The 24122-nt window shown below is 67.1% G+C and carries 21 protein-coding genes and 2 pseudogenes; 7 read left to right on the top strand and 16 right to left on the bottom strand.

Translation table 11 applies throughout. The annotated features are described in order from the left end of the window. Positions 1-74: 74 nt before the first annotated feature. Positions 75-2204 (top strand): transglycosylase domain-containing protein, encoded by a 2130-nt coding sequence (locus ACZ3HL_RS29725; protein ID WP_465534878.1) that lies wholly within the window; start codon positions 75-77, stop codon positions 2202-2204. A gap of 300 nt (positions 2205-2504) precedes the next feature. Here ACZ3HL_RS29725 and ACZ3HL_RS29720 read toward each other — a convergent pair whose 3' ends face one another. Further along, a complete protein-coding gene (locus tag ACZ3HL_RS29720; protein WP_465534877.1) occupies positions 2505-3179 on the bottom strand; it encodes a TetR/AcrR family transcriptional regulator in 675 nt (224 codons plus the stop codon). A gap of 114 nt (positions 3180-3293) precedes the next feature. On the opposite strand from ACZ3HL_RS29720, the gene ACZ3HL_RS29715 reads away from it, so the two are divergent. After that, positions 3294-3845, top strand: coding sequence for a hypothetical protein (locus ACZ3HL_RS29715; protein WP_465534876.1), 552 nt, complete (start codon positions 3294-3296; stop codon positions 3843-3845). Between the two features lie 67 nt (positions 3846-3912). Here ACZ3HL_RS29715 and ACZ3HL_RS29710 read toward each other — a convergent pair whose 3' ends face one another. Both ACZ3HL_RS29710 and ACZ3HL_RS29705 read right to left on the bottom strand, forming a co-directional pair. Continuing rightward, the gene (locus tag ACZ3HL_RS29710; RefSeq protein ID WP_465534875.1) at positions 3913-4464 is read right to left on the bottom strand and encodes a hypothetical protein; all 552 of its coding nucleotides are present in this window, start codon (positions 4462-4464) and stop codon (positions 3913-3915) included. A gap of 722 nt (positions 4465-5186) precedes the next feature. Then, positions 5187-6218, bottom strand: coding sequence for an ArsR/SmtB family transcription factor (locus ACZ3HL_RS29705; protein WP_465534874.1), 1032 nt, complete (start codon positions 6216-6218; stop codon positions 5187-5189). Between the two features lie 178 nt (positions 6219-6396). On the opposite strand from ACZ3HL_RS29705, the gene ACZ3HL_RS29700 reads away from it, so the two are divergent. After that, positions 6397-6771: a hypothetical protein gene (locus ACZ3HL_RS29700; protein WP_465534873.1), complete on the top strand. Its 375-nt coding sequence runs from the start codon at positions 6397-6399 to the stop codon at positions 6769-6771. Positions 6772-6994: 223 nt separating this feature from the next. On the opposite strand, the gene ACZ3HL_RS29695 is transcribed toward ACZ3HL_RS29700, so the two are convergent. The 3 genes from ACZ3HL_RS29695 to ACZ3HL_RS29685 form a co-directional block, all read right to left on the bottom strand. Then, positions 6995-8488 carry a caspase family protein gene (locus tag ACZ3HL_RS29695; RefSeq protein ID WP_465534872.1) on the bottom strand — a complete coding sequence of 498 codons (1494 nt, stop codon included), beginning with the start codon at positions 8486-8488 and terminating at the stop codon, positions 6995-6997. Further along, on the bottom strand, positions 8485-8853 hold the full coding sequence (locus tag ACZ3HL_RS29690) for an effector-associated constant component EACC1 (protein WP_465534871.1): 369 nt from the start codon (positions 8851-8853) through the stop codon (positions 8485-8487). The genes ACZ3HL_RS29695 and ACZ3HL_RS29690 overlap by 4 nt, the downstream gene beginning before the upstream one ends. A gap of 174 nt (positions 8854-9027) precedes the next feature. After that, a complete protein-coding gene (locus ACZ3HL_RS29685) occupies positions 9028-9432 on the bottom strand; it encodes a MarR family winged helix-turn-helix transcriptional regulator (RefSeq protein WP_465534870.1) in 405 nt (134 codons plus the stop codon). A 114-nt stretch (positions 9433-9546) separates the two neighbouring features. Between ACZ3HL_RS29685 and ACZ3HL_RS29680 the strand changes: the two genes are divergently transcribed. Next, a complete protein-coding gene (locus tag ACZ3HL_RS29680; RefSeq protein ID WP_465534869.1) occupies positions 9547-10509 on the top strand; it encodes an amidohydrolase family protein in 963 nt (320 codons plus the stop codon). A 114-nt stretch (positions 10510-10623) separates the two neighbouring features. Here ACZ3HL_RS29680 and ACZ3HL_RS29675 read toward each other — a convergent pair. The 6 genes and pseudogenes from ACZ3HL_RS29675 to ACZ3HL_RS29650 form a co-directional block, all read right to left on the bottom strand. Next, positions 10624-11058 (bottom strand): annotated as a pseudogene (locus ACZ3HL_RS29675) (transposase); the annotation flags it as partial. 230 nt (positions 11059-11288) lie between these two features. Further along, complete coding sequence (locus ACZ3HL_RS29670; protein ID WP_465534868.1) at positions 11289-12131, bottom strand: hypothetical protein; 843 nt, start codon at positions 12129-12131, stop codon at positions 11289-11291. A 50-nt stretch (positions 12132-12181) separates the two neighbouring features. Beyond that, positions 12182-12562: a hypothetical protein gene (locus ACZ3HL_RS29665; RefSeq protein ID WP_465534867.1), complete on the bottom strand. Its 381-nt coding sequence runs from the start codon at positions 12560-12562 to the stop codon at positions 12182-12184. Positions 12563-12716: 154 nt separating this feature from the next. Beyond that, positions 12717-13598: a hypothetical protein gene (locus tag ACZ3HL_RS29660; protein WP_465534866.1), complete on the bottom strand. Its 882-nt coding sequence runs from the start codon at positions 13596-13598 to the stop codon at positions 12717-12719. Then, positions 13598-15271 (bottom strand): PrsW family intramembrane metalloprotease, encoded by a 1674-nt coding sequence (locus ACZ3HL_RS29655; protein ID WP_465534865.1) that lies wholly within the window; start codon positions 15269-15271, stop codon positions 13598-13600. Before ACZ3HL_RS29655 ends, ACZ3HL_RS29660 begins: the two co-directional genes overlap by 1 nt. After that, positions 15268-15948: a hypothetical protein gene (locus tag ACZ3HL_RS29650; RefSeq protein WP_465534864.1), complete on the bottom strand. Its 681-nt coding sequence runs from the start codon at positions 15946-15948 to the stop codon at positions 15268-15270. The genes ACZ3HL_RS29655 and ACZ3HL_RS29650 overlap by 4 nt, the downstream gene beginning before the upstream one ends. 118 nt (positions 15949-16066) lie before the next feature. Here ACZ3HL_RS29650 and ACZ3HL_RS29645 point away from each other — a divergent pair, with 118 nt between their 5' ends. Both ACZ3HL_RS29645 and ACZ3HL_RS29640 read left to right on the top strand, forming a co-directional pair. After that, complete coding sequence (locus ACZ3HL_RS29645) at positions 16067-18844, top strand: AfsR/SARP family transcriptional regulator (protein WP_465534863.1); 2778 nt, start codon at positions 16067-16069, stop codon at positions 18842-18844. Positions 18845-18858: 14 nt separating this feature from the next. Then, a pseudogene (locus tag ACZ3HL_RS29640) lies at positions 18859-19287 on the top strand (transposase); the annotation flags it as partial. A gap of 394 nt (positions 19288-19681) precedes the next feature. Here the strand turns inward: ACZ3HL_RS29640 and ACZ3HL_RS29635 are convergent. Continuing rightward, positions 19682-20938, bottom strand: coding sequence for an MFS transporter (locus ACZ3HL_RS29635; RefSeq protein ID WP_465534862.1), 1257 nt, complete (start codon positions 20936-20938; stop codon positions 19682-19684). 79 nt (positions 20939-21017) lie between these two features. On the opposite strand from ACZ3HL_RS29635, the gene ACZ3HL_RS29630 reads away from it, so the two are divergent. After that, positions 21018-22109: a DUF5937 family protein gene (locus ACZ3HL_RS29630; protein ID WP_465534861.1), complete on the top strand. Its 1092-nt coding sequence runs from the start codon at positions 21018-21020 to the stop codon at positions 22107-22109. Between the two features lie 908 nt (positions 22110-23017). Here ACZ3HL_RS29630 and ACZ3HL_RS29625 read toward each other — a convergent pair. The 3 genes from ACZ3HL_RS29625 to ligD all read right to left on the bottom strand — a co-directional run bounded on the left by ACZ3HL_RS29625 (position 23018) and on the right by ligD (position 24087). Continuing rightward, positions 23018-23239, bottom strand: coding sequence for a DUF2188 domain-containing protein (locus ACZ3HL_RS29625; protein WP_465534860.1), 222 nt, complete (start codon positions 23237-23239; stop codon positions 23018-23020). A gap of 480 nt (positions 23240-23719) precedes the next feature. Continuing rightward, positions 23720-23890 carry a hypothetical protein gene (locus ACZ3HL_RS29620; RefSeq protein WP_465534911.1) on the bottom strand — a complete coding sequence of 57 codons (171 nt, stop codon included), beginning with the start codon at positions 23888-23890 and terminating at the stop codon, positions 23720-23722. Next, positions 23845-24087, bottom strand: coding sequence for a non-homologous end-joining DNA ligase LigD (ligD, locus tag ACZ3HL_RS29615; protein ID WP_465534859.1), 243 nt, complete (start codon positions 24085-24087; stop codon positions 23845-23847). Before ligD ends, ACZ3HL_RS29620 begins: the two co-directional genes overlap by 46 nt. Positions 24088-24122: the final 35 nt, after the last annotated feature.

Here is a 24122-nt window from a genome sequence, read left to right as displayed (position 1 = left end):
ACCACGACGCCGCTGTGTCACGGTGGAGGTCGAGGAGCCTGCCTGGGGTGAGCCGTTCGTGCGAGGGGTGCGGAATGTCTCGTAGCCGAAGTCTCAGGTCGTTCGTCGCCTTGTGTTCGCTCGCCGGGATCCTCCTGGCGGGTATCCTCGCGCCGGCGGCGATCGGGGCCGGTGTCGTGTCCAATGAGGTCAGTGATTCGGTCGCCGCGACCTCGGCCGACCTCTTCACGGAAATCCCGCCGCATACGACGACACTGACCGACCGGCACGGCCGGACGATCGCGACGCTCTACGAACAGAACCGGCTTCCGCTGAAACCCGACGAAATCGCTCCCACGATGAAGGCGGCCATCGTCGCGATCGAAGACCGGGCCTTCTACGACGGCGGCGCGATCGACCCACGGGCGATTCTGCGGGCATTGATCAACAACGCCGCGGGCGGTTCGCTGCAGGGCGCCTCCACCATCACCCAGCAATACGTCAAGAACTATCTCATCCATGTGCTCCACCGAAACGACCCCGCCGCTCAGCAGCTGGCCCAACGCGACACCCTCGCCCGCAAGATCCGTGAGGCGAAACTCGCGCTCGACCTGAGCCGCCGTATGTCCAAAGAGGACATCCTCACCGGATATCTGAATCTCGTCCAGTTCAGCGGCCAGGTCTACGGCATCGCCACCGCGGCGCGGGCCTACTTCGGCACCACCGCGGCCGAGCTGACGCTTCCGCAAGCCGCCTTGCTCGCCGGTATGGTGAACAACCCCAGCGCCTTCAATCCCTACACCCATCCCGACGCGGCGCTCGTCCGTCGCAATGTGGTGATCGACGCCATGGTGTCCGCGGGCTCCCTGGCCGCGCCGGACGGTGAGCGCGCGAAGGCCCAGCCCCTCGGCGTGCTCCCGGACGGCCCGGTGACGATGCCGGGAACCTGCGTGGGAGCCGCGCCGGAGGCAGGATTCTTCTGCGCCTACGTCCAGTCCTATTTGGAGCAGTCCGGGTTCACCGCCCGGCGGCTGGCCACCGGCGGCTACACCATCCGTACGACCATGGACACGCGCGTCTCACGAGTGGCCAAATCGGCGGTCGAAGACAACGTGGCCACGACCGAACCGGGTGTCGCCAACACCTTCGCCGTCATCAGGCCCGGCAAGATCCGCCATGAAGTACTGGCCATGGTCGCCAACCGGAACCACGGCCCCGACGCCGCCCGCGGCCAACGTTCGACGAACATCGTCGCCGGGCCCGCCAACAAATTCGGCGCCGGATCCGGCTTCAAGATCTTCACCGCCGCCGCAGCGCTGGCCTCCGGAGAGGCCGGCCTGCACACCCGGCTACCGAACCCGGACAGCGCCTGCTTCACCCCACCGGACGCGAACGACCGGACTCCCTGTTACCGCGTACGGAACAGCGGCGATTATCCCGACCCCATCACCCTCTCGCGGGCCTTGGCCACATCGCCGAACGTCGCCTTCGTCGGCCTCGAAAGGAAAGTCGGTGTGCCCGCGGTCATCGACATGGCCCACCGGCTCGGCCTCCGGGAGACCCTGGCCGCCAACAGCGCCGGCGAAGCACCCGTGACCGATCCGGACGACCCCCGAGCCACGGACCCCCGCTACAACCAGCCGCAATCGGAGTACTTCCGGAACCTGCTGTCCTTCACCCTCGGCAACAGCCCGGTCAGCCCACTGGAAATGGCGAACGTCGCGGCCACCCTGATGAGCGGCGGAATCTGGTGCCCGCCGACCCCCGTACTGTCGGTCACCGACCGCGACGGCAACCCGGTACCGGTCAGCAGGCGACCATGCGAGACAGCGGTCTCCCCCGCCGTCGCCGACACCCTCATGGCAGGACTCAGCGAAGACACCGAATCCGGCACCGCCGCCGCAGCAGCACGCAAAGCGGGCTGGAGCCGCCCCGATTTCGGGAAGACCGGCACGACACAACACAGCCGGGCGGCCAGCTTCGTCGGCGGCGTCAACGACTACGCCGTGTCCTCGATGGTGTTCGCCGACGGCGCGGAACCGGCCACCATCTGCCCCGGCCCACCAGTCCGCCTGGGTGGCTGCGCGCGAGGAGCGTTCGGCGGCGCCGTCGCCGCGCCGCCCTACTTCGCCGCGATGCGCGAACTTCTCGACGGCGTACCGGAGAAACCACTTCCATCGCCTGCCTCACGCCACTTGACCGGCCGCTTGGCCCCGGCCGACTAGAGCGCGTATCGCTGGTGTCATGTACAGCTTTTTGGCTGTATATGCGGCAAATTCGTCAGCGTCGCGCGCGCGAGCACTTCGGAGAATCAGCAGCGCGCTCGGCCGGATAGCCGAGCGGCGCCGCGACACGTCCCACTTCTTCGACGAGTCACCGAAGGAGTCAGTGCTCCACCAAGCTCCGGCGATCCCGGCTGTCTGAGGCGACCGGATCATGGCTGCACGGCAAGCTGAACCTCCCCCGTAACGTTGGGTCGGAGTGGTCGCACGGGGCGGCGACTGCTCTGTCGCTGGGCGGCGTGTCTATGGCCGGGCGGGGAGTCGGGCTTGCAGGCCATCGAGGATCGCCTGGAGGCCGAATTCGAGTTCCCGGCCGGAGGTGGTGGCCGGGTCGTTGTCGGTCCATCCTTCGCTGAGGGCGCGCAGCCGTGGAAACCGCATGGCGATCTCGGTCATCCGGGTGACCCTTGCCTGGTCGTCCTCGTCACCTGCGGCGCGGCCTGGTCGTGCTTTCCACGCGATCTCGGACGCCGCGCCGAGAGCGGTGCCCAGCACGAAGGTGAACACGACCTTCATGGCCTGTTCCGCGTCTCGTCCGGCGAACCCGGCGGCTTCGTAGATCGCGAGCAGGTGGTCGTCGTGGCGCGCTTTACCTGGGCCATAAACAAGGTGGGTGCTCATGGCAGGCACCAGCCAGGGGTGCCGCAGGATCATCGCGTACATATTTTCGGCCATCACGGTGGCGGCGGTCCGCCAGTCAGCCTCGTCCAGGTCGGGCAGCTCGACTTCACCCCATACCGTGTCGGCGGCGAGCACGACGAGATTCTCCTTGCTCTGGACGTGCCAGTAGACCGAGGTCGCGGCCGAGCCGAGCCGGCCACCCAGCTGCCGCATGCTCAGGCCGTCGACTCCGTCCGCGTCCAGCAGTTCGACTGCGGCTCGGACGATCTGTTCCCGGGTCAAGGTTTCGCGCGGCATCCGCTCAGGATAGACCACGACTTGCACGGTGTTCGAGAGCACACTTGCACACTGTTCGAGTGCTTCCCTACAGTGGGACTCGAACAGTGTGCAAGTCCAAGGAAAGGAACTCCAGTGGTGCCGTTCGTCGTCGTTGCCGCTTCGATCCTGCAGTTCGCGCTGGCAGCGACCTTCGTGGTCATTCCCGTTGCCGGCTCTCTCCACGGCCCCCGCGCCCAGCGGGCCGCCGAGACCGAGGTGGTGCGACAAGGCTTCCCGGCCACGCTCCTGGCCGAGCGCGGGATCAACTTCGGCACCAGCCGCGCCAGCGTCGTGGTCGCGGTCGCGATCGGCCTGTGCCTCGCGACGCTGGCCTCGCTCAACCTCACCGGAAACGGGGCAGGTCAGCTCCTGTCGTGGATCTTCCAGCCGATCGTTCTCATCCTCGGATGCGTCATCATGCCGGGCGAAGTGTTCGTCACGCGCTTCATCACGTCGGCCTTCGCCAAGTCCGATGACCCGACACTGCGAAATCTTGAAGTCGCACCGTTCGTCAACGCCGCGGTGACCAGCGTCCCCACCTGGTACCGCTACGTGATCGGACTACGCCTGGTGCTGGCTACCGCGGGCTCACTGCTGGTCATCATCTTGCTGGCGATTCCAACGGCGAACGCCCACTTCGGTTAATGCCAAGTGGTAACGCTTTCCCAGACGATGTCCGCAGAATGGCCGACCAACGCCGCCTGGCCCGTTGCTAAGGGTCGATCTCAGGTCGGCGTTGGGGAGGGCTGAGCCGGATCATCCCGTTGTAGGGATTTTCGCCCGGGATCTTGTCGATGCCGGTCGCGGCGGGTGTGACGTCAGGCGTCGCACGGGGAGACGGATCCGCCTTGCCTGGGAGAGGCACGCCGAAGTGGTCGCGGCTCGTGTCGAAGTCCGAGGGAAGCGTCGCAGGCGCCGATCCGTCGATCTCGTGTGGCAGGACACGGTAGGTCTTCAGCAGATTCACATGCTGGTCCCTTTTGTCCGCCAGGGCGTCCTTCCGGGGACCGACGAGGGCCATCAGAACGCCGGTGATCACAAACACACCGAGTAACACCGGCACCGACAGGTAGCCTTCGTCGTCCTCAGCCAATATCCCGGCCACGACCAAGGCCACCGAGATCGAAGGCATCATCAGGCTGTCCCAGAACGCATGCTTCCGCCGGAAGTACTCGACGGCGCGCTGATGCTCCGCCTTCGCCTCAGCGGGCAGCGGGTACCGGTAGGGGTAGGGTGGCCCCGACGGGTCGGGAAACTCCTCCACGGAGTGAGGCTAAGCGTCGACGGCCACCGTGTACGGGAAACGAGCGGAACTGATACCGAGGACACGCCTGACCGACCGGGACAGGGTCGAGGTCGTGGCGTTGCAGGCGGTCGGGCCACCTGATCGACCGGATCCGTGTGCGAGGCGGAGTTCATCACCGACCTCCCGTCCCCGGCCCCTAACGCAGGACCGTGCGACTCGGCCGGCTACCGCGTCGAACCCGACTCGTACTGGAAGGCGAACTTGTCGTCGATTCTCGGCGACAACAACCGCGCACTGAACCCGGCACATGACTTCAACATCGACTTCGGAGCCGAAGGCGCTTACTTGAGGCCAGTGGGACAACCACGTCGGGCCGACCAAGGCACACACCTGAGAATATGCTTGGACTGCCTCTATCTGTCCGTATTTCCGCGCCCTGCAGGCCACCACCTCCATTGATGTCCCTTACCGATTCACCTGGACAGGGAATTCAAGCGCACCAACCGTTGCGGAAATTGACGCGCCGTACATATAGCATCCAACAGATTCGACTCTCTCTTGGGCGCGGGGCGCACGGCATGCCCCGTGGCCGCGGATGGCCCACGGCCGCCGTCTATCGACCGGTTCTGGCGCGAGAGCGGCCAGGTCACCTCCGACCAGTACCCCTCGCCGAGGGCTTCCGGATCTCTGACCAGGCCACGGCGTGAGGCCGTGCAGCGACTCCGCACCGACCGGCTGCGTTATTTACCCGCGACAACGCCGCGGTGATTCACGGGCTCGGTTGTCGGAGCGGCGATCAGACCGACGCCGAGTGGCGTGCACCAGTGCAGGACGGCTTTGCCGTCTCGATGGGTGGTGATCAGCCGGGCGTCGCGCAGGGTCCTGGCTTGCATCGAGGCCGCGGGGACGGAGACGTGCAGGGTGCGCGCGAGTTCAGTCGTGGTGTGCGGCTTCGTCAGAGCACGCAAGGTGTCCGCTCGCGTGCCGCCCAGCAGTGCCGCGAGAGGATCGCCGACCGTGTCGGCATCGTGCAAGGGAAGCGGTGTGAGGGCGGGGTAGATGATCAACGCCGGTCCGGCAGGCTGCGGCGCCACGAGAACCCGGCCAGTCCAGAACAGTGACGGCAGGAGCACCACGCCTTCGCCACCCAACGTCACTTCCCTGTCAACACCGGGCGAATCGATCTCCAGGCTCATATCGCGCCATCGCAACCCAGCGGACAGGCTTGTGAAGGTGCGCTCGAGTCCGTGCCGGGCAAGGAAATGCGCACGCCAGGCCGCTTCGGCGTGGAAGGCGACTTGGAGCCGTGGCCACTCCACGGCCAAGATGTGCCTGTGCGCCTCCGTGATGGCGTGCTCGAGGATGCGCCAGGCGTGGCGATCCTGTACGGCGAGCTGCCGGATCCAGGCGGTCCGCGGCTGGTCGACCGCGCAGATCCGTCGCAGTTCCGCCTCGACGACCGCTCGGTCGGTAGCGAGAACCTGAGACAAGCCATCCTCCAGCCCGGCACTCGGCGGGTCGAGGAACAGGGGCCCGACACCGGTAGGAGACAACAACTGCAGTAGCGGCTCGGCCTGCACGGGCAGACCGCGTGCCGTCCGTCTTCGCCAGCCACCGAAGACGTGGCGATTGTCGCGGCGCTGCAACGTCATCAACGCAAGGACCAGTTCCATCAGCGGAGCGGGAGTGCCCGCCACGGTGACCTTGAGCAGGTCTTCCGCGGTAAAAAACACTTTCAGCAAGTCATCCCCCCAGATGTAGCTGTGCCGCACGTTTCAGTTGTGGTTGAACACATGGCAGCGCGGTCGAGAGTGCCAGAAACTGGTCATGCGATCCACTGGATCAAGTTCCCGAGGTGGCCTACGCCCCAACTGGGGCCGTCGAATGATTTCCATTGCGTCTTCACGGCGACGCATTCACATCGGAAAAGAGCGATCGAGAGGGAGAATGATGAGAAAATCGTCAATCCGCGCCTTGCTCACACTGCCTGCCGTGGCCGCGGCGGCGCTGGTCAGCGTCGGCGGGACAGCCACGGCCGCGCCCGAACCTGTTCAGACCATGGACTGCAGTCACGCGCATTCGAACAAGGACAGCGGCTCGGGCCGGACGACAACGGTTCTGCGCTACCGGACCGGACCGCACACCACCTGCGAGGCACTGGGACAAGCCGGCAGTAACACGCTGATCTACTACCACTGCTGGACTTCCGGTGAATCGGTCGGCGGCGTGAGTACCTGGACTTGGGGACGTGTCGCGGGCACACAGCGCGCAGGCTGGTTCTCCGACAAGTACCTCAGCAACGGCGGCTCCACGAAGAAGTGCTGAGCTGAGACCGTGGTGCCGAGCCCTCAGCCCGGCGCCACGGTCACCACCACTCCGTCGCCGGCGAAACACCAGTACGGAATCCGGTCCATCATCGTGCGCGTAATGCCGGTTCGGGAGCTCGTCACAGTGATCACAACGGCGAGCGCCGGGCGCGATGGAGTCCAGTCACTTCCTCACGACGCCTCGGAATGCGTGCCAGCGCCCAGGGCCGGGTGGGGCAGGGTCACCAGTTGTCTTTGAGGATGGTGCCTGCCGTGGTGCGCGCCGCACGCAGCCGAAGCCTCAGCCCGCGGCGCCGGCCGATCTTCTTGATCAGCTTCGTGTAGACCCTCTCCGCCCGCCAGGTCAGGTCGCCGGAGAAACCTTTGCGGGCTCGCAAAAGTCCCAGCAGATCGGCGGCGAGCCGGGCTGCCTGCTCAAGGTCGCCACCGCGGCGTTCCCACTCGATCCGTGCCAGGCGAAGTTCAACGACCGGCTCGAGGTCGTAGTCGTTGACGAGTCCGTCGGTCTCGGCCGCGACCAGGTCGACGTACTCGTTCGCCTTGCTGATGTCTCCGGCCTCGCCGAGGACGTGGGCGTAGTCGATGACCACGGCCCGTGTCCACCGGTTGTCGAGATCCAGTTCGTCGTATCCGGACAGGACGTCTTCGCACACCTCACGGCAGTCGGCCATCGCGCCGGCTCGCCTCAGCCATCCGGCACGCCTGATTTTCAGCAGGACGACGTGGCGGTCGTTCTGACCGACGAGCAGTGCAGCGTCGGCGATCAGCTCCTCAAGAAGCGCTGCCGCGCGTTCCGGACGGCCGGCACCCCCCAACCCGTCCGCGGCATGCGCCTGGTCCACGATCGAGTCCAGCCGCCGGACCACGTCTCCCGCGGGATCAGGAACCCAGGACAGCCGCTCTGTCCGGGCAGCCGGGACCGGGGTCCCGCGCTCCACGTGGTCTTCGACGCTTGGCTGTGGTTCTTCCGGCGCGACGGTACCGACGGCGGGGTTCCGCCCGATCAGGACCGGCCGGATGCTGCCGGTGGCCTTGCGACAGGGCGACGGCAGTCCACGACGGGTGAGCCGGGTCCGCAACTGGCTACAGACGTACTCCGCGTCGAGGAGGTCAGGGCCTCCGGGCGCGCCGTGACGCAACAGCTCGATCAGCTCGCCGGTGAAGGCGGTGTACCGGGCACCGACGGGTGCGTCAGCGCGGGTGTGAGCTGGGGTCGCGGCGAGCACAAAGGTTCGTTCCGGTTCGGGTAGTTGCTGAATGAGGCCTTCCCGCGGTTCCCCACCGAGCGCCGCGCGGCCCGCGTAGCAGCAGTCAAGGATCAGGATCCGTTGCCGCGCGGGCGAAGCGTCGATCTCCGCGAGCAACGTCGCGCACGGCATGGCCGTCCAGGCCAGGAGGTCCGGAGAGGTCCCGGGCAGGCTCAAGTACAGCTCGCCGGCGTGATCGAGGTGGCCGTGGCCCGCGTAGTACACGACGAGGAGATCAGTCGCGGTGGCACAGGCCTGCCGCACCGCGCTTCCAACCTCGGCCAATTCCTTGTCGATCACCGACGTGATCCTGCTCGGAGCCAGGAAACCGTGCCCTTCGAGCGAGAGCTCTTGGGCGAGGTCGTGGACGTTCGTGCGGATCGAGGGCACGTTGAGCAGCTCGTGGTCGGCGAAGCGGCTGCTCCCGACCAGCACAGCCGAGGAGGTGGCGGAATGTGGGACGTTCATGCCTTGTCTTCGAGGTGCACGATCTTCGACACCACGTCGGTGAGCTGGTCTCCGGTCAAATTCTCTGTTTCGACCTCGACAGTCCGCCCGTCAGGACCGGTGACCTTGATGCGCACCTTGGGGCGACGGGCGACGAGCCAGTCCGCCATCAGCTTGACGAACAACGTGGCGGTTCCACCGGCCCCGAAAACCACGACCAGCACGTCAGAGACACCACCCAGCTTTCCCGATTCCGGAGGCCGCGCCGGTGTGCGTACAGATCCGCGGAAACCGGGAGCAGTCCGGAACCAGTCGTGGAGAAACCGCCGTTCGACGTCGAGCTGAACGCCGTCGAGAATCGTGATCTCCGCTGCCTGCTCCATCATCGAACTCCCACCGCAGTACGTCTCCAGTCAACTCCGGAGGGTAGCGTGCCCCGGCTTAAGCAGGCGCGGCTTAATGGAGTGAAGCAGCTCGCCGGCGCGGCTCCAATGATCGGTCGTCCGGCATCGTTTTTGTCACCATGGTTGCGTCGGTCCGGGAGTATCGGGCACTCGGCATCAGGTGAATCGGCCGAGAAGGTCACGCAAGGTGTGAATCTCGTTGTCGTCGAGGCCGGACAGGCTGGCTCGCATGGTCTGCGCGACCGCCTGATCGCAGTCGTTGAGCAGTGCGGTGCCGGCGGTGGTGGCCCGGTGCAGGATGGTTTTGCCGCGGCCGTTGTGGCGTTCCAGCAGTCCTCGTTGTTCCAGCCGCGCGACGACGGCACCAGCGGCCTGGTCGGATTGCCCGGTCACCAAGGCCAAGGCGTGGGTGGACGAGTCCGGGCGCGCGGCGACCGCGCGGAGCATCCCCCACTGCGGCAGGGTCATCTCCCACCGGGCGAGCGCCTGATCACAAGCCGCCTGTTTGCGCAGCTGCACTCGCCTGAGCAGCACCGCTATGTCGATCATCTCCGAGTCCACGGACCCTCCTCCCGCAAGTACCAACACGTATATACTAGTTGGTATATAACTCGCGAGGACAGGAGCCCCGATGGCCAGGTTCGTCACCGCCCACGCCGACGAGGGGGCCCGGGCATGCCCGACGGATTGATCGACGTGCACGCGCATTTCACCACCGAGGACTACATCCGCACCGCGACCGCGGCCGGACACCGCGAAGCCGACGGCATGCCGGAAAGCTACTGGCCACACTGGACCGTCGAGGATCACCTCGCCCTGATGACCGACGCCGGAATCGACCGCGCACTCCTGTCGATCTCCTCACCCGGGGTGTATTTCGGCAATGCCGCCGCCGCCCGGCGGCTGGCCCGCGAGGTGAATCAGGCCGCCGCCCAGATCAAACGAAACCACCCGGACCGGTTCGGCTACTTCGCCTCCCTGCCACTACCCGACATCGACGGCGCACTGGACGAGGTCAGCCACGCCTTCGCCCACGGCGCCGACGGAGTCATCTGGATGACCAACACCGCGGGGTACTACCTCGGCGACCCCCTGCTGGCCCCAGTCCTCGCCGAACTGGACCGCCGCGGCGCCGTCGTGTTCCTGCACCCCACCAGCTGCGCCGGACACGAAGCCCTCGCCCTCGGCCGACCCCGGCCCATGGTCGAGTTCCTGTTCGACACCGCCCGCACCGTCATCGACTTCATCCTCAGCGGCGCCGCCCACCGCTACCCCCACCTGCGCCTGATCGTCCCCCACGCCGGCGGCGTGCTGCCGCTGCTGGCCGACCGGCTCGAACTGTTCGCCACCCTGAACGAAGACACCCACAGCCCGTCGGCTTCCGAACTGCTGCACCGTTTCCACTACGACCTGGCAGGCACCCCCACCCCGTCCCAGATCACGGCCCTGTCCACCATCACGACACCCGAGCACCTGCTCTACGGCAGCGACTACGTCTGGACCCGCCACCCCCAAGTCCTCCACGCCCTCACCACACTCGACACCACGTGGACCGGAACCGATCCCGCCTGGCGTCAACTCACCACCCGCAACGCCCACCAACTCCTTGGCACCACCCCCTACCAAACGAACCATTGATCGGACGCATCGACAGCAACAGCCGAACACGCTCAAATCGGCATATGGCTGTGCGTCCCGACTTCGCCGCAGGAGCAGTGTGGTTCGTCGCCGCCATCCCCGAGCCGCCGGGCCGGAGGTCTCCCCGGTCGTCAATCCCTTGGCAGCCAACGAGATCACCATCTCGTCCACACCGCCAAGACGCCTCTGCCGCTTCGCGACGATCCTGGGCTCAAAACTGGCGTCGCGGTCGCATGGCACGTCGATCTCGACCGGCCCGACATCAGTCAGCACGGTCTTCGAACGGACACCATTGCGCGAGTTACCGGTCCCACGACCAGCCGGGTCGTGCTTGTCACAGCCCAGGTGATCTGTGATCTCACCCTCGAGCGCGGACTCCAGCACCAGCTTCGTCAGCTGCTGCAACACCCCGCCCTCACCGGTTAACTTCAGCCCACTGGCCTTGGCGCTGCCCAGCAGCTGCGCGACAAGCTGCTCATCCAGGCCGTCCAGGCCGGTCACAGGCGTCGAGCCCTCAACGTTCTCCACGCCAGACATCATGTCGGCCATCAGGTGCACATCCATGATCGGGAGTTACACCGCTCGTTCTACAGTCCCGCCAGCGGACTTGACGAAGTCGTCGTGGCAGCGGCGCAGACCGAGCTAGCCGCAGTAAGGCACTGATGGGGACCTCGGGTGCGTACGGCGGTAGTGTTTCCCGACCGTGGGAGGCCGCCCATGACGCATTTGGTGACGCCGCTTCGAGCGACCAGGGCCCACCACGTTGGCCTTGCCCTTCATCAGAAGCTGCCGCTGCCGTAGTTGCTCGAGGGACCACCGTGGTACTTCGACCACATCGGCGGATTCCTCGGGTCGTGGGGATGTGGGATGATCACTTCGCCGGTAAGCCGTGCCCACCCCCAGCCCACGGTCTCGTATTTCTCCTTCAATGCGCGAGCGGTCTCCTGCCCCCAATACACGCCGGTGTAGCGATGTTCGGCCCGTTCCGCGGTCAGCGCGGCGTGGACCTCCTGGACGGTGTGCTTACTGCCGCCTCCGGTGTCCAGGCTCCCTAGATAGATCCAGAAGCTGCGGCGTCCGCCTGAATGCTTACGGATCTCGTAGGCCCACACCGGACCGGACACGTCGGTGATGGCCTCCGCACGCTTCTTCCTGGTCTGCGCATCCTCTCGCCGTTCACGCTCCTTCTCCCGCACGGCGTACTCCTCCAGGTAACCGGGAAGATCATCCATGCTCTTCTGGTGGTCCGCGCGAGCAGCCGCGAAGTCCGACCGCAGCCGCGCGCTCGCCGCGTCATATCCCTTTCGCAGCAACCAGTTCCGCCGCGCGTACTTGATTCGCCACCACAGACCACCCCGAAACGGCGCCCGCCGGTGGAGGCTGACGGCTTCTTCACGTTCCTGCAGGGTGCGGATCTCCGCCAGCAGTCGGCGCGTCGCCGAGCACCACCGATCCCGGTCCTCCCGACTGGCTCTGACGAGTTTGTCCGAAGTGGAGTACGACGAACGGGAGACCTCGGCGCACAGCAACCGGCTGTGCTTACTCAGTTCGGCCCCGATCACGTTGACCGTCCAGCCGCCCAACAGACTCCCGAGATCGGTGACATAGAAGTCGAATTCCATTGTTTCTCCTTAAAACACACTGAAACGGCGACCCGGCGAATTGGCCGCCGTCAGTCCTCTCCGCGCAACCAGAACGCATCCTCGTCGGCGAACTCGGGTGAGGCGACGATACGTTCGACGAAATCCACGGCCGGGTGCCCGCGAAGTTCGGAGACCGTGGCCCCCACGACGTCGAGTGCCTGCAGGTCGGCCGTCAGTCGTGCGTACTCGGCCGGGCCGACGTAGAACACCACGCCGTACCGGCCCTCGCGCCAGGATGTGGTCTGTGACCGGGTGGTGCGGCCGGCCAATTCGGTGTTCGGCGTCACCGTGTAGTCGGCGAACATGGCGGCTTCCAGCCGAGCCTGTCGCTCGGTGGCGATCTCGTCGAGGTCGGCCGGCGATCGAGCGCGGTCGTGGACCGGCTGACCGATGTCGGGAACGAATGACACTGTCACCATTCTGTTGAGCAGAACGTCCCAGATGCCCTCGTAGAGGGCGGCTTGAGGGCCATCCACTTCCCAGCGCCGAGAACGCACTTCCACCGGGTAGTCCGCTTTGGGAGTCACCTGCACGGTGCCACCTTCCTCCTGCTCGTCACCGCGATCAGGGCCGCAGATGGGCGTGCATCGAACGCACCCGCTGCTCAAGTTCCTGGAGGTCACCGAAGTGCCGGCGTTGCCAGTCGACCGTCCTGTTCCCCTGGCGTCCGGACGTGGCCTTGCGGTAGCGGTCGAACCAGTCGTCGGCTCCGGCGAGATGCTCCCGCATGACGTCCTGCGGGGCGCCACGCTCGCTGAGCCAGAGCAGTTCCTGCAGCCGGTTGTGGTATTCCAGGACTGCGTTCTGATCGATCGTCAATACTCCGCTCTGGTTGAACGCTCGCTTGTAGCCCTTCGGTGAGTTCCGTGTCGGTGTGACGATCTCGCTCGGCGGTGGGCCATCAGGGAAGCGATTCGTGTCGAAGAGCTGGTTGATGTGTCCGAGTTCGTGCTCTAGGTCCAGATAACGCATGCCTGGTCGAAGTCTCAGCTCGAGGTCGGTCCTGATCGTTTCCCCGGCCAGCCCGACGAAGCGGCGGATCGCCACGGAGGGGTCGCTCTCGACCGCGACGATCGTGAAGCCCATCGCCTCCACCTTTGCCGTCTCGGCCGCGAAGTCAGGGTGTTCCTCCATCCGCACCGTGCCATGGGCGATCGACTCAGGTGTCGGGTCGCCGCCGATCTTGGTGCCGGTGCCGACCTTCCCGTTGGTCCCGCCTCGGGCGTAACTGAACGCGGCGTGGCCGGCGGCGACGGCGAGAGCGGCGGCCACCGCGACGGCAGAGCCGACCGCCGGGTAGATACCGCCGCAGCCGTCGTCTCCCGTGGAGCCAAGGGTGTTGACCAGGCCACCCGTGCACCGGGCGACCGCTGTCGCGGGGGTGAGCAACAGCACGGCGAGCACGATAGTGACGACGTGCACGACCCTCCGGAGCGCGTTACGCATCAGCGGCCCCGTCCTGTGCGGATTTCGTCGTCGGTCTTGAACTCCTGGATCTCTCGCCGTAGCTGGGTGAAGTCCACCTCTGCCCGGTCGGGGTCCTGACGTGCCTGGTGCCAGTGACACATGCCCAGGTCGAGTTGGGCTTGGTACAGGCGGGACAGTCGGCGATAGGCAAGCGGCCCACCACGCAGAAAGGCGTCGACGAGGGTTCGGAAGCGGCGTGCGGGGTTGAGCAGCACCGGCAGTTCAGCGGCGGTGACCGCGTGGTGCCCGCTGTTCGCTTCGTGCCGGAGTTCGGTGGCGAGCGCGGTGCTCTGGTAGCGCAGGCCGCGGCGCAGCAGCACCAGATACATCACCAGGAGCGGGCCGAGCAGCAGCAGAATCAGGGCTGGCAACACGACCATGGCGAACACCGGCTCGCTGACCCGGAACATCAGTGGCAGCAACGAGATCAGGCTGTTGTACAGATAGTGGCCGCAGATCGCGGTCAGCAGGCCGCAACCGATCACGGCGAGCCTTGTCCTCGGGTTGCGTATCTGCCGGGCGGCACCGATCGCCGCACCGACCAGCGCCGAGAAGGCCACATGCATCAGCATGATCCCGACCACTTGCCGCAGCCAGTGCTGATAGACGGCGCCGCCCATCCCCGGGGCGGACATGTACAACATGGATTCGAGGAAGTTGAACCCCAGGCCGACACTGGCACCGACGACGAGACCGGACACCAGGTCGGTGACCCACCGCCGTGCCACGACGGCGATCAGCAGCACGCCGACGCCCTTGGCCAATTCCTCGAAAACGGGCACTTTGACACCGTCGATGATCACGACGAACCTGGTGAAGCCCAGCAATTGATCGCTCAAGGAGGTGTACAGGACCGGCAGCGCCATTCCGTATCCGACGGCCACCGCCGCACCCCAGCCGAATCCGGCGATCAGGAGCCGGAAAGGCATCCGCCGATGGCGTTGCATCCGGTGCACGGCCCAGAGCGCGATCGCCGTCGTGGGCAGCGAGAGCAGCGCCGCGGACACCAGGTCCGCCCCGCTCTCGGCCCTCGCGTGGATCATCTTGATCAGGAGCGCGATCGGCGGCAGAGCGCACGCGAGTGCGATCCACAGCTGACTGTTCCTGTCCCGTCGCCGCGGTCGCTCACCGTCGGCGGCACGTCTGGGGTGGAGTCGGTCGCCGCCCAGGATCAGGCACGCCAGCAGCAGGGCGCTGAGGCCGGCGTTCATGTTCGCGGTGACCATCTCCGACACCTGGTACTCCGGCTGGGCGAGCTGCACGGCCGCCACCATCAGATGGAAGGCGGAGAGCGTGGCCAGCGCCGCCGCCATGACCACCAGGGCGCGCGTCACCGGTGCGTCGGGGGAGGCGAGCCAGCGATGACGCACCGCTCGATACAGGACGATGAGCATCAGGATCCGGATGACCACCAGGAATCCGGCGGCGAACGACCGGGACCGCGTACTCGCCGCGGCGTCGAAGCTCTCGGAGAACGCGCCGGGCTGAATCTCCAATGCCGGTTTGGTCAGGAAAAGCAGAAACGGCACCAGAGCGAGGACGCCACCGATCACCGCGCAAATCACCAAGATCCGCCGGTGCGGATCAGGTTCGTATCCCGCCCTCTGGCCGGTGCCCCTGCCGCCGGAAGCACGGATGAGTTCCCGGGTCACGACGGACGTGCCCCTTCCAGCGACCGGGACCGCCACCGCCGCCGACTTCTCCCACGCCGAAGGTGGCCGTTGAAGGGCCGTCCATCGTGCATGACCCCGGCCACACGCGCACCCACGGCGACCAGCAACGAGGCACCACCGACCCAGGCGGAAAGGGTTCCGTCCGACACCGCGTCGGCGGGCTGGGTCGCGACCGCGCCGACGGAGTCGTAGACGACGTCCAGCCGGGCGCCCTCCCCGGCGGCACGGTATGACAGAGACACGTTCTCCTCGCGTTCGTCCGAGCAGGCGAGGCGATGGTCGTAGTACGTGTCCGTGGTCGTGCTCCATTGCTCACCGTCATAGGTCCGGATCGGCACGCGACGGGTCTGGATGTCGAGCACAGTGCAGGACGTGCGGACGCCGCGTTCGGACAACGCCGCGTCGTTCACCCCCTCCCACGCCGCGAAAGCGGCGATCACTGTGGCCGCCGCGCCCGCCATGACCCATCCCAGAGGCGCGGCGAGGAGAATGGAGGTCAGCCAGAGCAACAAGCCGACGCCGAGCAGGACCCCGCCCAGCACGCGCGACGAGTGCGCGCACAGCCAGGCCCCGGCCAGCGACAACGCGACCACGAGTACCGGCTGGACCACGGCGATGACCGACTGCGGCACCGGCCCACCGGGGTGAAGCCTCATGCGTTCGTCCTCCGTCCTGAGGCCGCTCTATGGGTCGGCCTTGGACTACTACGATGGGTGATCAGTCCTGTACGTATCTCGCGCTAATCTTGAATCCGCAGGTAGAGAGGGAGGTGTTGTGGAGGTCGAGTTCGCCGTCCTCGGCGACGTTCGTGTTCGGCTCGACGGACAGGATCTGGACATCGGGCACGCTCGCCAGCGGTCCGTACTCGCCGTCCTGCTCTCCGAGGCAGGCCACAAGGTGACCGCCGCCCAGCTGGAAGACCGGGTGTGGGGCGAGCGAGCCCCTCGCCAAGCTCGGAACGCCCTCTACAGCTACCTCTTCCGGCTCAGGACCGCCCTGCGGGACGTCGCTGGGTTCGACATCGCCCACAGAAATGGCGGATACGTGCTGCAGGTCGACGTCGAAACCGTCGACCTGCACCTCTTCCGGCGTCTGCTCGGGCAAGCTCGCGAAGCCGCCGAAGACCGGCGAGCGCTGGCCGTGTTCGACCGCGCGTTGCGGCTCTGGCGAGGTGCGCCGTTCGACGAGCTGGACAGCCCCTGGCTGGCGGCGATGCGCGACCAGCTGCAGAAAGAGCGGTACACCGCCCAGGTCGAGCGCCACGACGTCGCACTGAACCTCGGGATGCACGCCGAACTACTGGCCGAGCTGACCACCGCGACAGCGGCGAACCCGTTCGACGAACGACTCACCGGTCAGCACCTGCTCGCCCTGTACCGATGCGGGCGCCGGGTGGAGGCGTTGACGCAGTACCGCACGTTCCGCGCCCGGCTCGTCGCGGAGATCGGAGTCGAGCCCGGCGATCAGCTGCGAGATCTGCATCAGCAGATGCTCGCCTCGCAAGTGCCGCCTCCGCCCACCGCCCAGGGGGCGGAGCACGCCCAGGCGCCGGTGCCACGGCAGCTACCGGCGGCGTCACCATGGTTCGTCGCCCGCACCCGTGAACTCAGTCTGCTCGACAAGGCGCGGAACGACGCCGCCGGCGTCGTTCTGGTGACGGGTACCGGAGGGTCAGGCAAGACGTCCTTGGCGCTGCACTGGGCGCATCGCGAGGCCGGGCGGTTCCCCGGCGGGCAGCTGTACGTGAACCTCCGCGGGTTCGATCGAGTGGGCAAGCCGTTGTCTCCGGTCGATGTACTGCACGGTTTCCTGGAGGCGCTGGGCGTGCCGGCAGAGCACGTCCCGGCGGGCCTGGACGCGCGGGCCGCGCTGTATCGCAGTCTGCTGGCCCGACGGCGAGCACTGGTGGTACTGGACAACGCCTACGACGCCGACCAGGTCCGGCCCCTTCTTCCCGGTGGCGCGGATTGCCTCACGGTGATCACCAGCCGTGGGCGGGCCACCGATCTGATCACCCATGAGGGGGCCGTGCCCGTCCGCCTGACCGTGCTCGAGGAGATCGAGGCCGTGTCTCTTCTCGTCAGACGGCTGGGATCCGACAGGGTGGCCGCCGAACCCGACGCGGTCGCGCGACTTCTCGCGCACTCCGCCCGGCTCCCGCTGGCCCTGGCCGTCGTGGCGGGGCGCGCGGTGGCCAACCCCGCCTTCCCGTTGAGCGCACTGGCCGATGAACTGCGTGACGAGCGAGCGCGGTTGGACGCGTTGGACGAGGAAGGCACCACATCGAGCGTGCGAGCGGTGTTCGCCTGGTCGTACCGCACGCTGAGCCCCGAGGCGGCCCGGCTGTTCCGGCTGCTGAGCCTGCACCCCGGCCCCGACGCGAGCCGGTTCGCCGCGGCCGCGCTGGCCGGGACCGACATGTCACGCACCCGCACCCTGCTGAACGAACTGACACGGACACACCTCGTCGACGAGCACCGCCCCGGCCGCTTCCGCTCACACGACCTGCTCCGCGTCTACGCGGCCGAACTGGCCGAGCTGGAGGACACCGACGACGAACGGAGAACCGCACTGCACCGATGCCTCGATTTCTACCTCCACACCGGATTCGCCGCCGAACGACACCTGGCACCGCACTGGCCACCGATCGTGCTCGCCACAGCACAGGACCACGTCCCACAACTGCCCGTCGACGACTACCCCCAGGCCATGCAATGGCTCACCACGGAGCACGACAACCTGCTCGCCGTGACCGCGGCAGCCGTCCGCGCGGGCCTCGACGTGCACGCCTGGCAGTTGCCCTGGGTGCAAAGCACATACCTGAGCAGGCGAGGTCATCTGGCGCACCGCGCCGAGTCCCAGCGCACGGCACTGGCGGCCGCCGACCGCCTCGACGACGACTTCGCCCGAGCCACCAGCCGCCAACTACTCGGCAGGGCCGAAATCCTGCTGGGCGACCAAGACCAAGCCCTGAAGAACCTGCGGCACGCGCTCGATCTCTACACACGCCTCGGGGACACCATTGGTATGGCCATCACACATTTCTCCCTCAGCTCGGTCTACGACCTACAGCAGTGCCACACCCGCGCTCTGCTGCACGCCCACCACGCTCTACGGCTGTGCCGCGAAGCAGGCGACCACGCATGGGAAGCATTCACGCTCACCGCCATCGGCTGGTATCACGGCAAAGCAGGCCACCACGCCCAATCCCTCGCCCGCTGCAAAGAGGCCAAACCCTTACTGGACCGCATCGGAGACCGAGACGGCCGAGCCCACAACCTCCACTGCCTCGCACGCGCACACCACAACCTCGGCCAGTACACCGAAGCCGCGCAGGACTACCGCGACTCACTCGCCCTGTTTCACGAACTAGGCAGTCCCTACCTGGAAGCAACAACTCTCGACCACCTTGGCGACGCGTTGCAAGCTGCAGGCGACCACCCCGGAGCCTGCGACGCATGGACCCGAGCGCTCGAAATCCTTGACCCCCTGTCCCACCCCGCCACCGTCGAGATCGAATCCAAGCTCCTCGACACCAGCGCGCGCCGATAGCCGACAAGGGCTATGCCGGGTGCCGGCACTGGGACCCGATCGCCAAAGCCCTCAAACCGGTCTACACGGCGTCGACCGAGGCCGCCGCGCGGGAGCGGTTCGGCGAGTTCGCCGAAACCTGGGGCGGCCGGTATCCGGCGATCGTGCGGTTGTGGGACAACGCTTGGGCCGAGTTCGTGCCGTTCCTGGCGTTCGATCCGGAGATCCGGCGGATGATCTGCTCGACCAACGCGATCGAGAGCGTCAACGCCCGCATCCGCCGCGCCGTCAAGGCCCGCGGGCGCTTCCCCAACGAGCAAGCCGCGCTCAAGTGCGTCTACATGACGATCATGAGCCTCGACCCGACCGGCACCGGCCGCAAACGCTGGACAATGCACTGGAAACCCGCGCTCAACGCCTTCGAGATCGCCTTCGACGGCCAGCTCGCCGCCGGACGCAAGTAATTTCCTTCACCCCGAGTTACACCGCTCGTTTGACAGACCCTGGTTCGTCGCCGTCATCCCCGGGGCCGCCGGACGGGCGGCGCGTATTCGTCGGAGGTGACGAGATCATGGTTGTCTTCTCGCCCGAGAAGATGTGCAACATGGGCTTCAAGGACACCCAGATCCTTCGATAGCTCGGTAACACGCTCGTCGGCATGAGCGGACGCTGTTGGTTCGTTCGTTCACCGCACCAGCGCACAGGAGCAGGACAACGCCTCGGCGAGTCACGAATTTGCCGACGTCGGCCAAAATCAACGGGATTCAGCCACCGGAAATGAGGCCCTGCAACGACAGCGGTGCAGGGCCTCACCGCCAATGACCTGTCGATCTTGTTCGACCTGTGGTATTTCCGGGGTCAGCGCGGTGAGCCGGCGCGCACTTCCCTGTCGATCAGGGTGGCAGTCAGTGGTATCAGGGCGAGCATGCCGGTCAGGGTGAGTGCGGTGGCAGTCCAGAAGAGCGGGGCCAGGCCAATCGTCTGGGCGACGACGCCGCCCGCGAGTGAACCAAGCGCGAGGCTGCCCCAGGAGATGAGCCGGTGTGTGCTGATCACACGACCGAGGAGGGCCTCGGGTACCAGCCGCTGGCGCAGGGTGACCGTGCCGATGTTCCACAGGGCGACACCGAGGCCGCCCAGCGCGTAGGCGGCTCCGATGGCCCAGAGGTCATGGGTGAGCACTGGAACCAGGATCTGGACTGCCTGCGTCCCGCTGTTGATCATCAGCAGCGTACGCAGGCCGAGCCGTGCGGTCGCGATCGTGATCAACCCCGAGCCCGCCACGCTGCCCACCGCGGACGCGGTCATGAGCAGCCCGAAGCCAGTTGGCTCCAGCCCGAGCGCGGATCCGGAGCCCACCGCGTACACCACGAACACCGCGGCGGCCGCCGCACCGGCGAAGTTCGTGATCGCGACGCACAGGCTCACCGACCGAAGCACACGGCTGGCAGCCAGGTAACGCAGTCCCGCCGCGATGTCCGCGGCCAGCTTGCTCTGCACACCCGGCGCGCTCACCCTGGCCCGAAAGACGCCGGGCAGGGTCACGAGCATGCCGGCGGCGAGCGCCCAGACGAGGGCGGGACCGCCGAGCGCGACCCCGACACCGAGGCCGGCGAGCAGCCCGCCCAATGCCGGACCGGCGAACTGGTTGGCCGCCTGGTCCGCGATCTGCTGCAGGGAGTTGGCCCGGTCGAGGCGGTCGCGCTCCACGAGCCGGGGCACGATCGCCTGTGCCGCCGACGCGTACAGCGTCTCCGTCACCCCGGCACCGAAGGCCACGACGTACAGCACCGCGATCGAGCCGACACCGGCCACGCCGGCCACCGCCGCGACGGACAGCAGCACGGCCCGCGCCAGGTTGGCTCCGATCAGGACCCGTCGCCGGTCAGCGCGGTCGACGATGGCACCGGCCGGCAACGAGAAGAGCAGCCACGGCAGCGTGGCGGCGAACCCGACCCCGGCGATCAGCACCGGCGCGTCGGTGTGAGCCCGCGCCAGCAGCGGCAACGCGATCTTGAGGGTGCCGTCGGCGAGGCTGGACAGCGACGCGGCCGACCAGAGCCGCCAATACCGGAGGCCGAGCCGCAACCTCGACGGAGCTGGGGAGTTGAGCACGGACCCCACTGTTCCGGAGGGGAACGCCGCCACCTCGACAGTTGACGGATATCGTCAATCATCAAGGAGGGGATGCCAGATGACCATCGCGATCGACGTGCGCGGCGTGCGTCCCGGCGACTACCGGTTCGCGGTCTCGCCGCTCGCCGAGTTGTGCGCGGTGCTGCATGTCATCGCCGAGCCGGGGCATCATCACGAGCAGCGCGAGTGGGTCAGCTCAGCTGTGGACCGATTGCCGGTCGAACTGGTCCACGAACTGCGTCGGATGGACTACCTGTTCCGCACGTCGCGACCCGACATGTTCCTGCCGGACCAGCCGCGTGCCTCGATCACCGGCGAACTGGACGCCCTCGACCGGCTCAGCGACGAGACGTGGATCTCGTCAGCATTGCTGACCAGCAGTTGCGGGTCGATCCCACTGGTCGACAGGGCGGCGTCCCCTCTTTCCGATGCCGGTGTCCGTCAGGTCGCACTCGACCGTGCGCGGGCGCGCGGCGCGCGGGCGGCCCGTTTCGCCGAAGCCACCCTGACGGACCCGTCCCGGGCTCGACGCGCGGTCCGCGCGCTGTTCGAGGCATGCGAGTCGGCGTTCTTCGCCGCGATGTGGCAGCGGGTCGAGCCGCACCTCAGCAGGGACGCGCGGCGCAAGCGGGACCTGTTCCGGACCACGCCGACACCGGGACCGCCGCTGGCCGAGGTGTCACCGTGGATCGGGCTCAGCGACGACGGATCCCGGCTCCTCGTCGACAAGGTGCAGGACGGGTTCGCCACCGCTGTGGGGACCGGCGTCACCTTCCTGCCCAGCGTGTTCGGCAGTCCCCACCTGCTGGTCGTCTACGCGCCCGCACTGGCGCCGGTGGTCCAGTACCCCGTGCCCGACGTCTCCCCCGACCTGGGGCCCGACTCGACCCAGGTCCGGCGTCGCCTGCACGCCCTCGACAACCCCATCCGGCTCCGCCTTGCCCGCAGCCTCGCCCGCAGCCCCCGCACGACGAGCGAGCTCGCCGAACTGTGGAATCTGTCCAACGCCGAGATCTCCCGTCATCTCGCCGTGCTGAAGGAGGCCGGACTGGCCAGCGCACAGCGACAGGGGCGCCGCGTCGTCTACCGCCTCGACATCACGGCGCTACGCGGGCTCGGCAACGACCTGCACGCCGCATTCCTGCGATGACCTCGCCCCGCTCCAGAAACAGGACAACAATCGCTGAAAGTCTCCCCACCGCGCTCGCGGGAGTACCCCTGCTCGGCCGACACCTCACGCCCGGTGCCGTCATCGGCTTCACACTCGCCGCTCTCGGCGTCGTCCTCGTCACCCAGCACAGATCCGAGCGACGTTGACCACGAATCCGGACCTCATCGCGTTCGGCCCCCACTAGGCGGAAAGCCGTGGCAGTCAGTATTTCGCGGGCGAACGCGGCGGCCCGGACGTGTCCGAACGAGCCGCCGGACGATGGCGGCGCAGCCTTTCGGCGGCATCGCCCGGCCCGCCCTTGTCGCAGCGTCGACGCTACGCGGCATGCCGACCTGGACCGAGGTCTCGAGTTGAACCTCGCCGTCCGCCGCGTGACCGCTCGGCGGAAACGCAGCGGGCATGGGCGTTGGAGCGTGCCGGATTTTGCGTTAGGTAGTCGGCATAGGCCATGGTTGCTCACGAACCTTGACGTCGCACTAGTCGAGCAGACCGCCTGAACGCGCGAGGGCGCGCTGCCCGTCGAGGTTGACGGCTTGCGGCCGAGTCGGGACCAGCTGCGTCAGGCCCTGGATACCCTGCCGGTGATCGAACAGGCCGATGGGATGTTCATGTTGTTGCGCGGCTGGTCGGCCGAGCATGCCTTCGCGGCGTTGAAGACGATCTCCCAGCACACCAACGTCAAGCTGCACGACGTCGAGCCGTCCCTGCCCGACCGCGAGGCGGTGCGCGCTGTGCTGGGCTCGACCTTCGGCGAGTGCGTCCCGCGGACACACCTCTGGACCGGCGGGACCAGAGCACCGCTGTTTCTGAACGACGCACTGCGCCGCGCAGTGTCCACTCCCAGCCTGACTAAACGGCTGGGCGCCTATGGGCTCGTCTTCGAGCGCTCATCCAGGGATGTTGCGAGGGTCGTGGCCGTAGGTGTTGCGCTCACCGATCTGGCCGTCCTGATTCCGGATGAAGTGCTCGACCTTGCGTTCCCGCGCCATGTCGCGGCCCTTGTCGACCGCGTCGGCCTTGGTGTCATGGGTACTGGCCGCGCGAGTGCTGCCCTCGACCTTGTTCTTCCACTGGCCGTCCTCGTAATAGGTCTCGATGTCACCCTGCATCGTGGGACTCCTCTCCCGCATCGTCATCGACAGCCAGTGGTTACCCGGTCACGTGGCTGTCCGAACGTCGTCCGTTCGGGGTCTCGCCGGGACGCCCCGGACGGGTGTCTACTCAGGGGCGCTGCCCCGGTCTGGTCCTCGCCTCGTGTGGCCGGCCGCCGGGCATGCCGCTCCACCCTCCTCGCGGGTTGTGTGCCCGACGGTTCGTGACGTCCCCCGCCACGCTGCCTGAACGGGTGGCTTCCCGTTCTCGGAAATGCGGATAGACCTGCAGAGATCTCAGGGTGGAATCACCTGGCCGCGGCGCGACCCTCCCCTTGTTCACGCCGTGCGGCCGCCTTTGAGGGACGGTCTCGCGTGCACGGCGCGGCAGGCGCGGGAAACGTCTCCGACAGCGACCCATCAGCGGTTAAGCGATGCACAAGGCTAAGCGCTCTGACCTGTTTGGCGGCAACGGTGTTCGTCCCGGACGGTCGAGCGTTATGGGAGTGCCGCTCGCGTGGCGTCGAGGTCGCCGTGTTCGCTGACGCGGTCGAGGACGTCGTCGGCGGTGAACACCAGTTGTTCTGCTCGCCCGGTCCGCTGGACTCTGGCCATCACGGCGGTCACCCGGTCCGGTGTCTCCCGGGCGTTGCGCGAGTCTCTTGGCATACGCCGACGGGGTCGTCGGTGGCGATGGCGCAGTAGAGCTGCATGCCTTTCGAGCCGGACGTCTTCGCCAACGGGGTCAACCCGTCCTCGGCCCGGGCGTCGTGCAGTCGTTCGGCGACGCGACAGCAGTGCACGATCGAGGTTCCAGGCCCGGGTCGAGGTCGAACACCAGCTGGTCCGGCGGGGGTGCCCACCATTGTCGTCGACTGTCCATTGTGGAACATGGAGTTCG

The sequence above is a fragment of the Amycolatopsis sp. NPDC000009 genome (assembly GCF_055563465.1).
The sequence above is the reverse complement of the archived record's forward strand: the minus strand, read 5'-3'. Positions and strand labels throughout refer to the sequence as shown.

Excerpts from the sequence above, each read along its gene's own strand:
- ACZ3HL_RS29725 (WP_465534878.1), top strand. The coding sequence starts at position 75 with ATGTCTCGTAGCCGAAGTCTCAGGTCGTTCGTCGCCTTGTGTTCGCTC.
- ACZ3HL_RS29720 (WP_465534877.1), bottom strand. The coding sequence starts at position 3,179 with ATGCCGCGCGAAACCTTGACCCGGGAACAGATCGTCCGAGCCGCAGTC.
- ACZ3HL_RS29700 (WP_465534873.1), top strand. The coding sequence starts at position 6,397 with ATGAGAAAATCGTCAATCCGCGCCTTGCTCACACTGCCTGCCGTGGCC.
- ACZ3HL_RS29695 (WP_465534872.1), bottom strand. The coding sequence starts at position 8,488 with ATGAACGTCCCACATTCCGCCACCTCCTCGGCTGTGCTGGTCGGGAGC.
- ACZ3HL_RS29690 (WP_465534871.1), bottom strand. The coding sequence starts at position 8,853 with ATGATGGAGCAGGCAGCGGAGATCACGATTCTCGACGGCGTTCAGCTC.
- ACZ3HL_RS29680 (WP_465534869.1), top strand. The coding sequence starts at position 9,547 with ATGCCCGACGGATTGATCGACGTGCACGCGCATTTCACCACCGAGGAC.
- ACZ3HL_RS29670 (WP_465534868.1), bottom strand. The coding sequence starts at position 12,131 with ATGGAATTCGACTTCTATGTCACCGATCTCGGGAGTCTGTTGGGCGGC.
- ACZ3HL_RS29660 (WP_465534866.1), bottom strand. The coding sequence starts at position 13,598 with ATGCGTAACGCGCTCCGGAGGGTCGTGCACGTCGTCACTATCGTGCTC.
- ACZ3HL_RS29650 (WP_465534864.1), bottom strand. The coding sequence starts at position 15,948 with ATGAGGCTTCACCCCGGTGGGCCGGTGCCGCAGTCGGTCATCGCCGTG.
- ACZ3HL_RS29630 (WP_465534861.1), top strand. The coding sequence starts at position 21,018 with ATGACCATCGCGATCGACGTGCGCGGCGTGCGTCCCGGCGACTACCGG.
- ACZ3HL_RS29625 (WP_465534860.1), bottom strand. The coding sequence starts at position 23,239 with ATGCAGGGTGACATCGAGACCTATTACGAGGACGGCCAGTGGAAGAAC.
- ACZ3HL_RS29620 (WP_465534911.1), bottom strand. The coding sequence starts at position 23,890 with ATGCCAAGAGACTCGCGCAACGCCCGGGAGACACCGGACCGGGTGACC.
- ligD (WP_465534859.1), bottom strand. The coding sequence starts at position 24,087 with ATGGTGGGCACCCCCGCCGGACCAGCTGGTGTTCGACCTCGACCCGGG.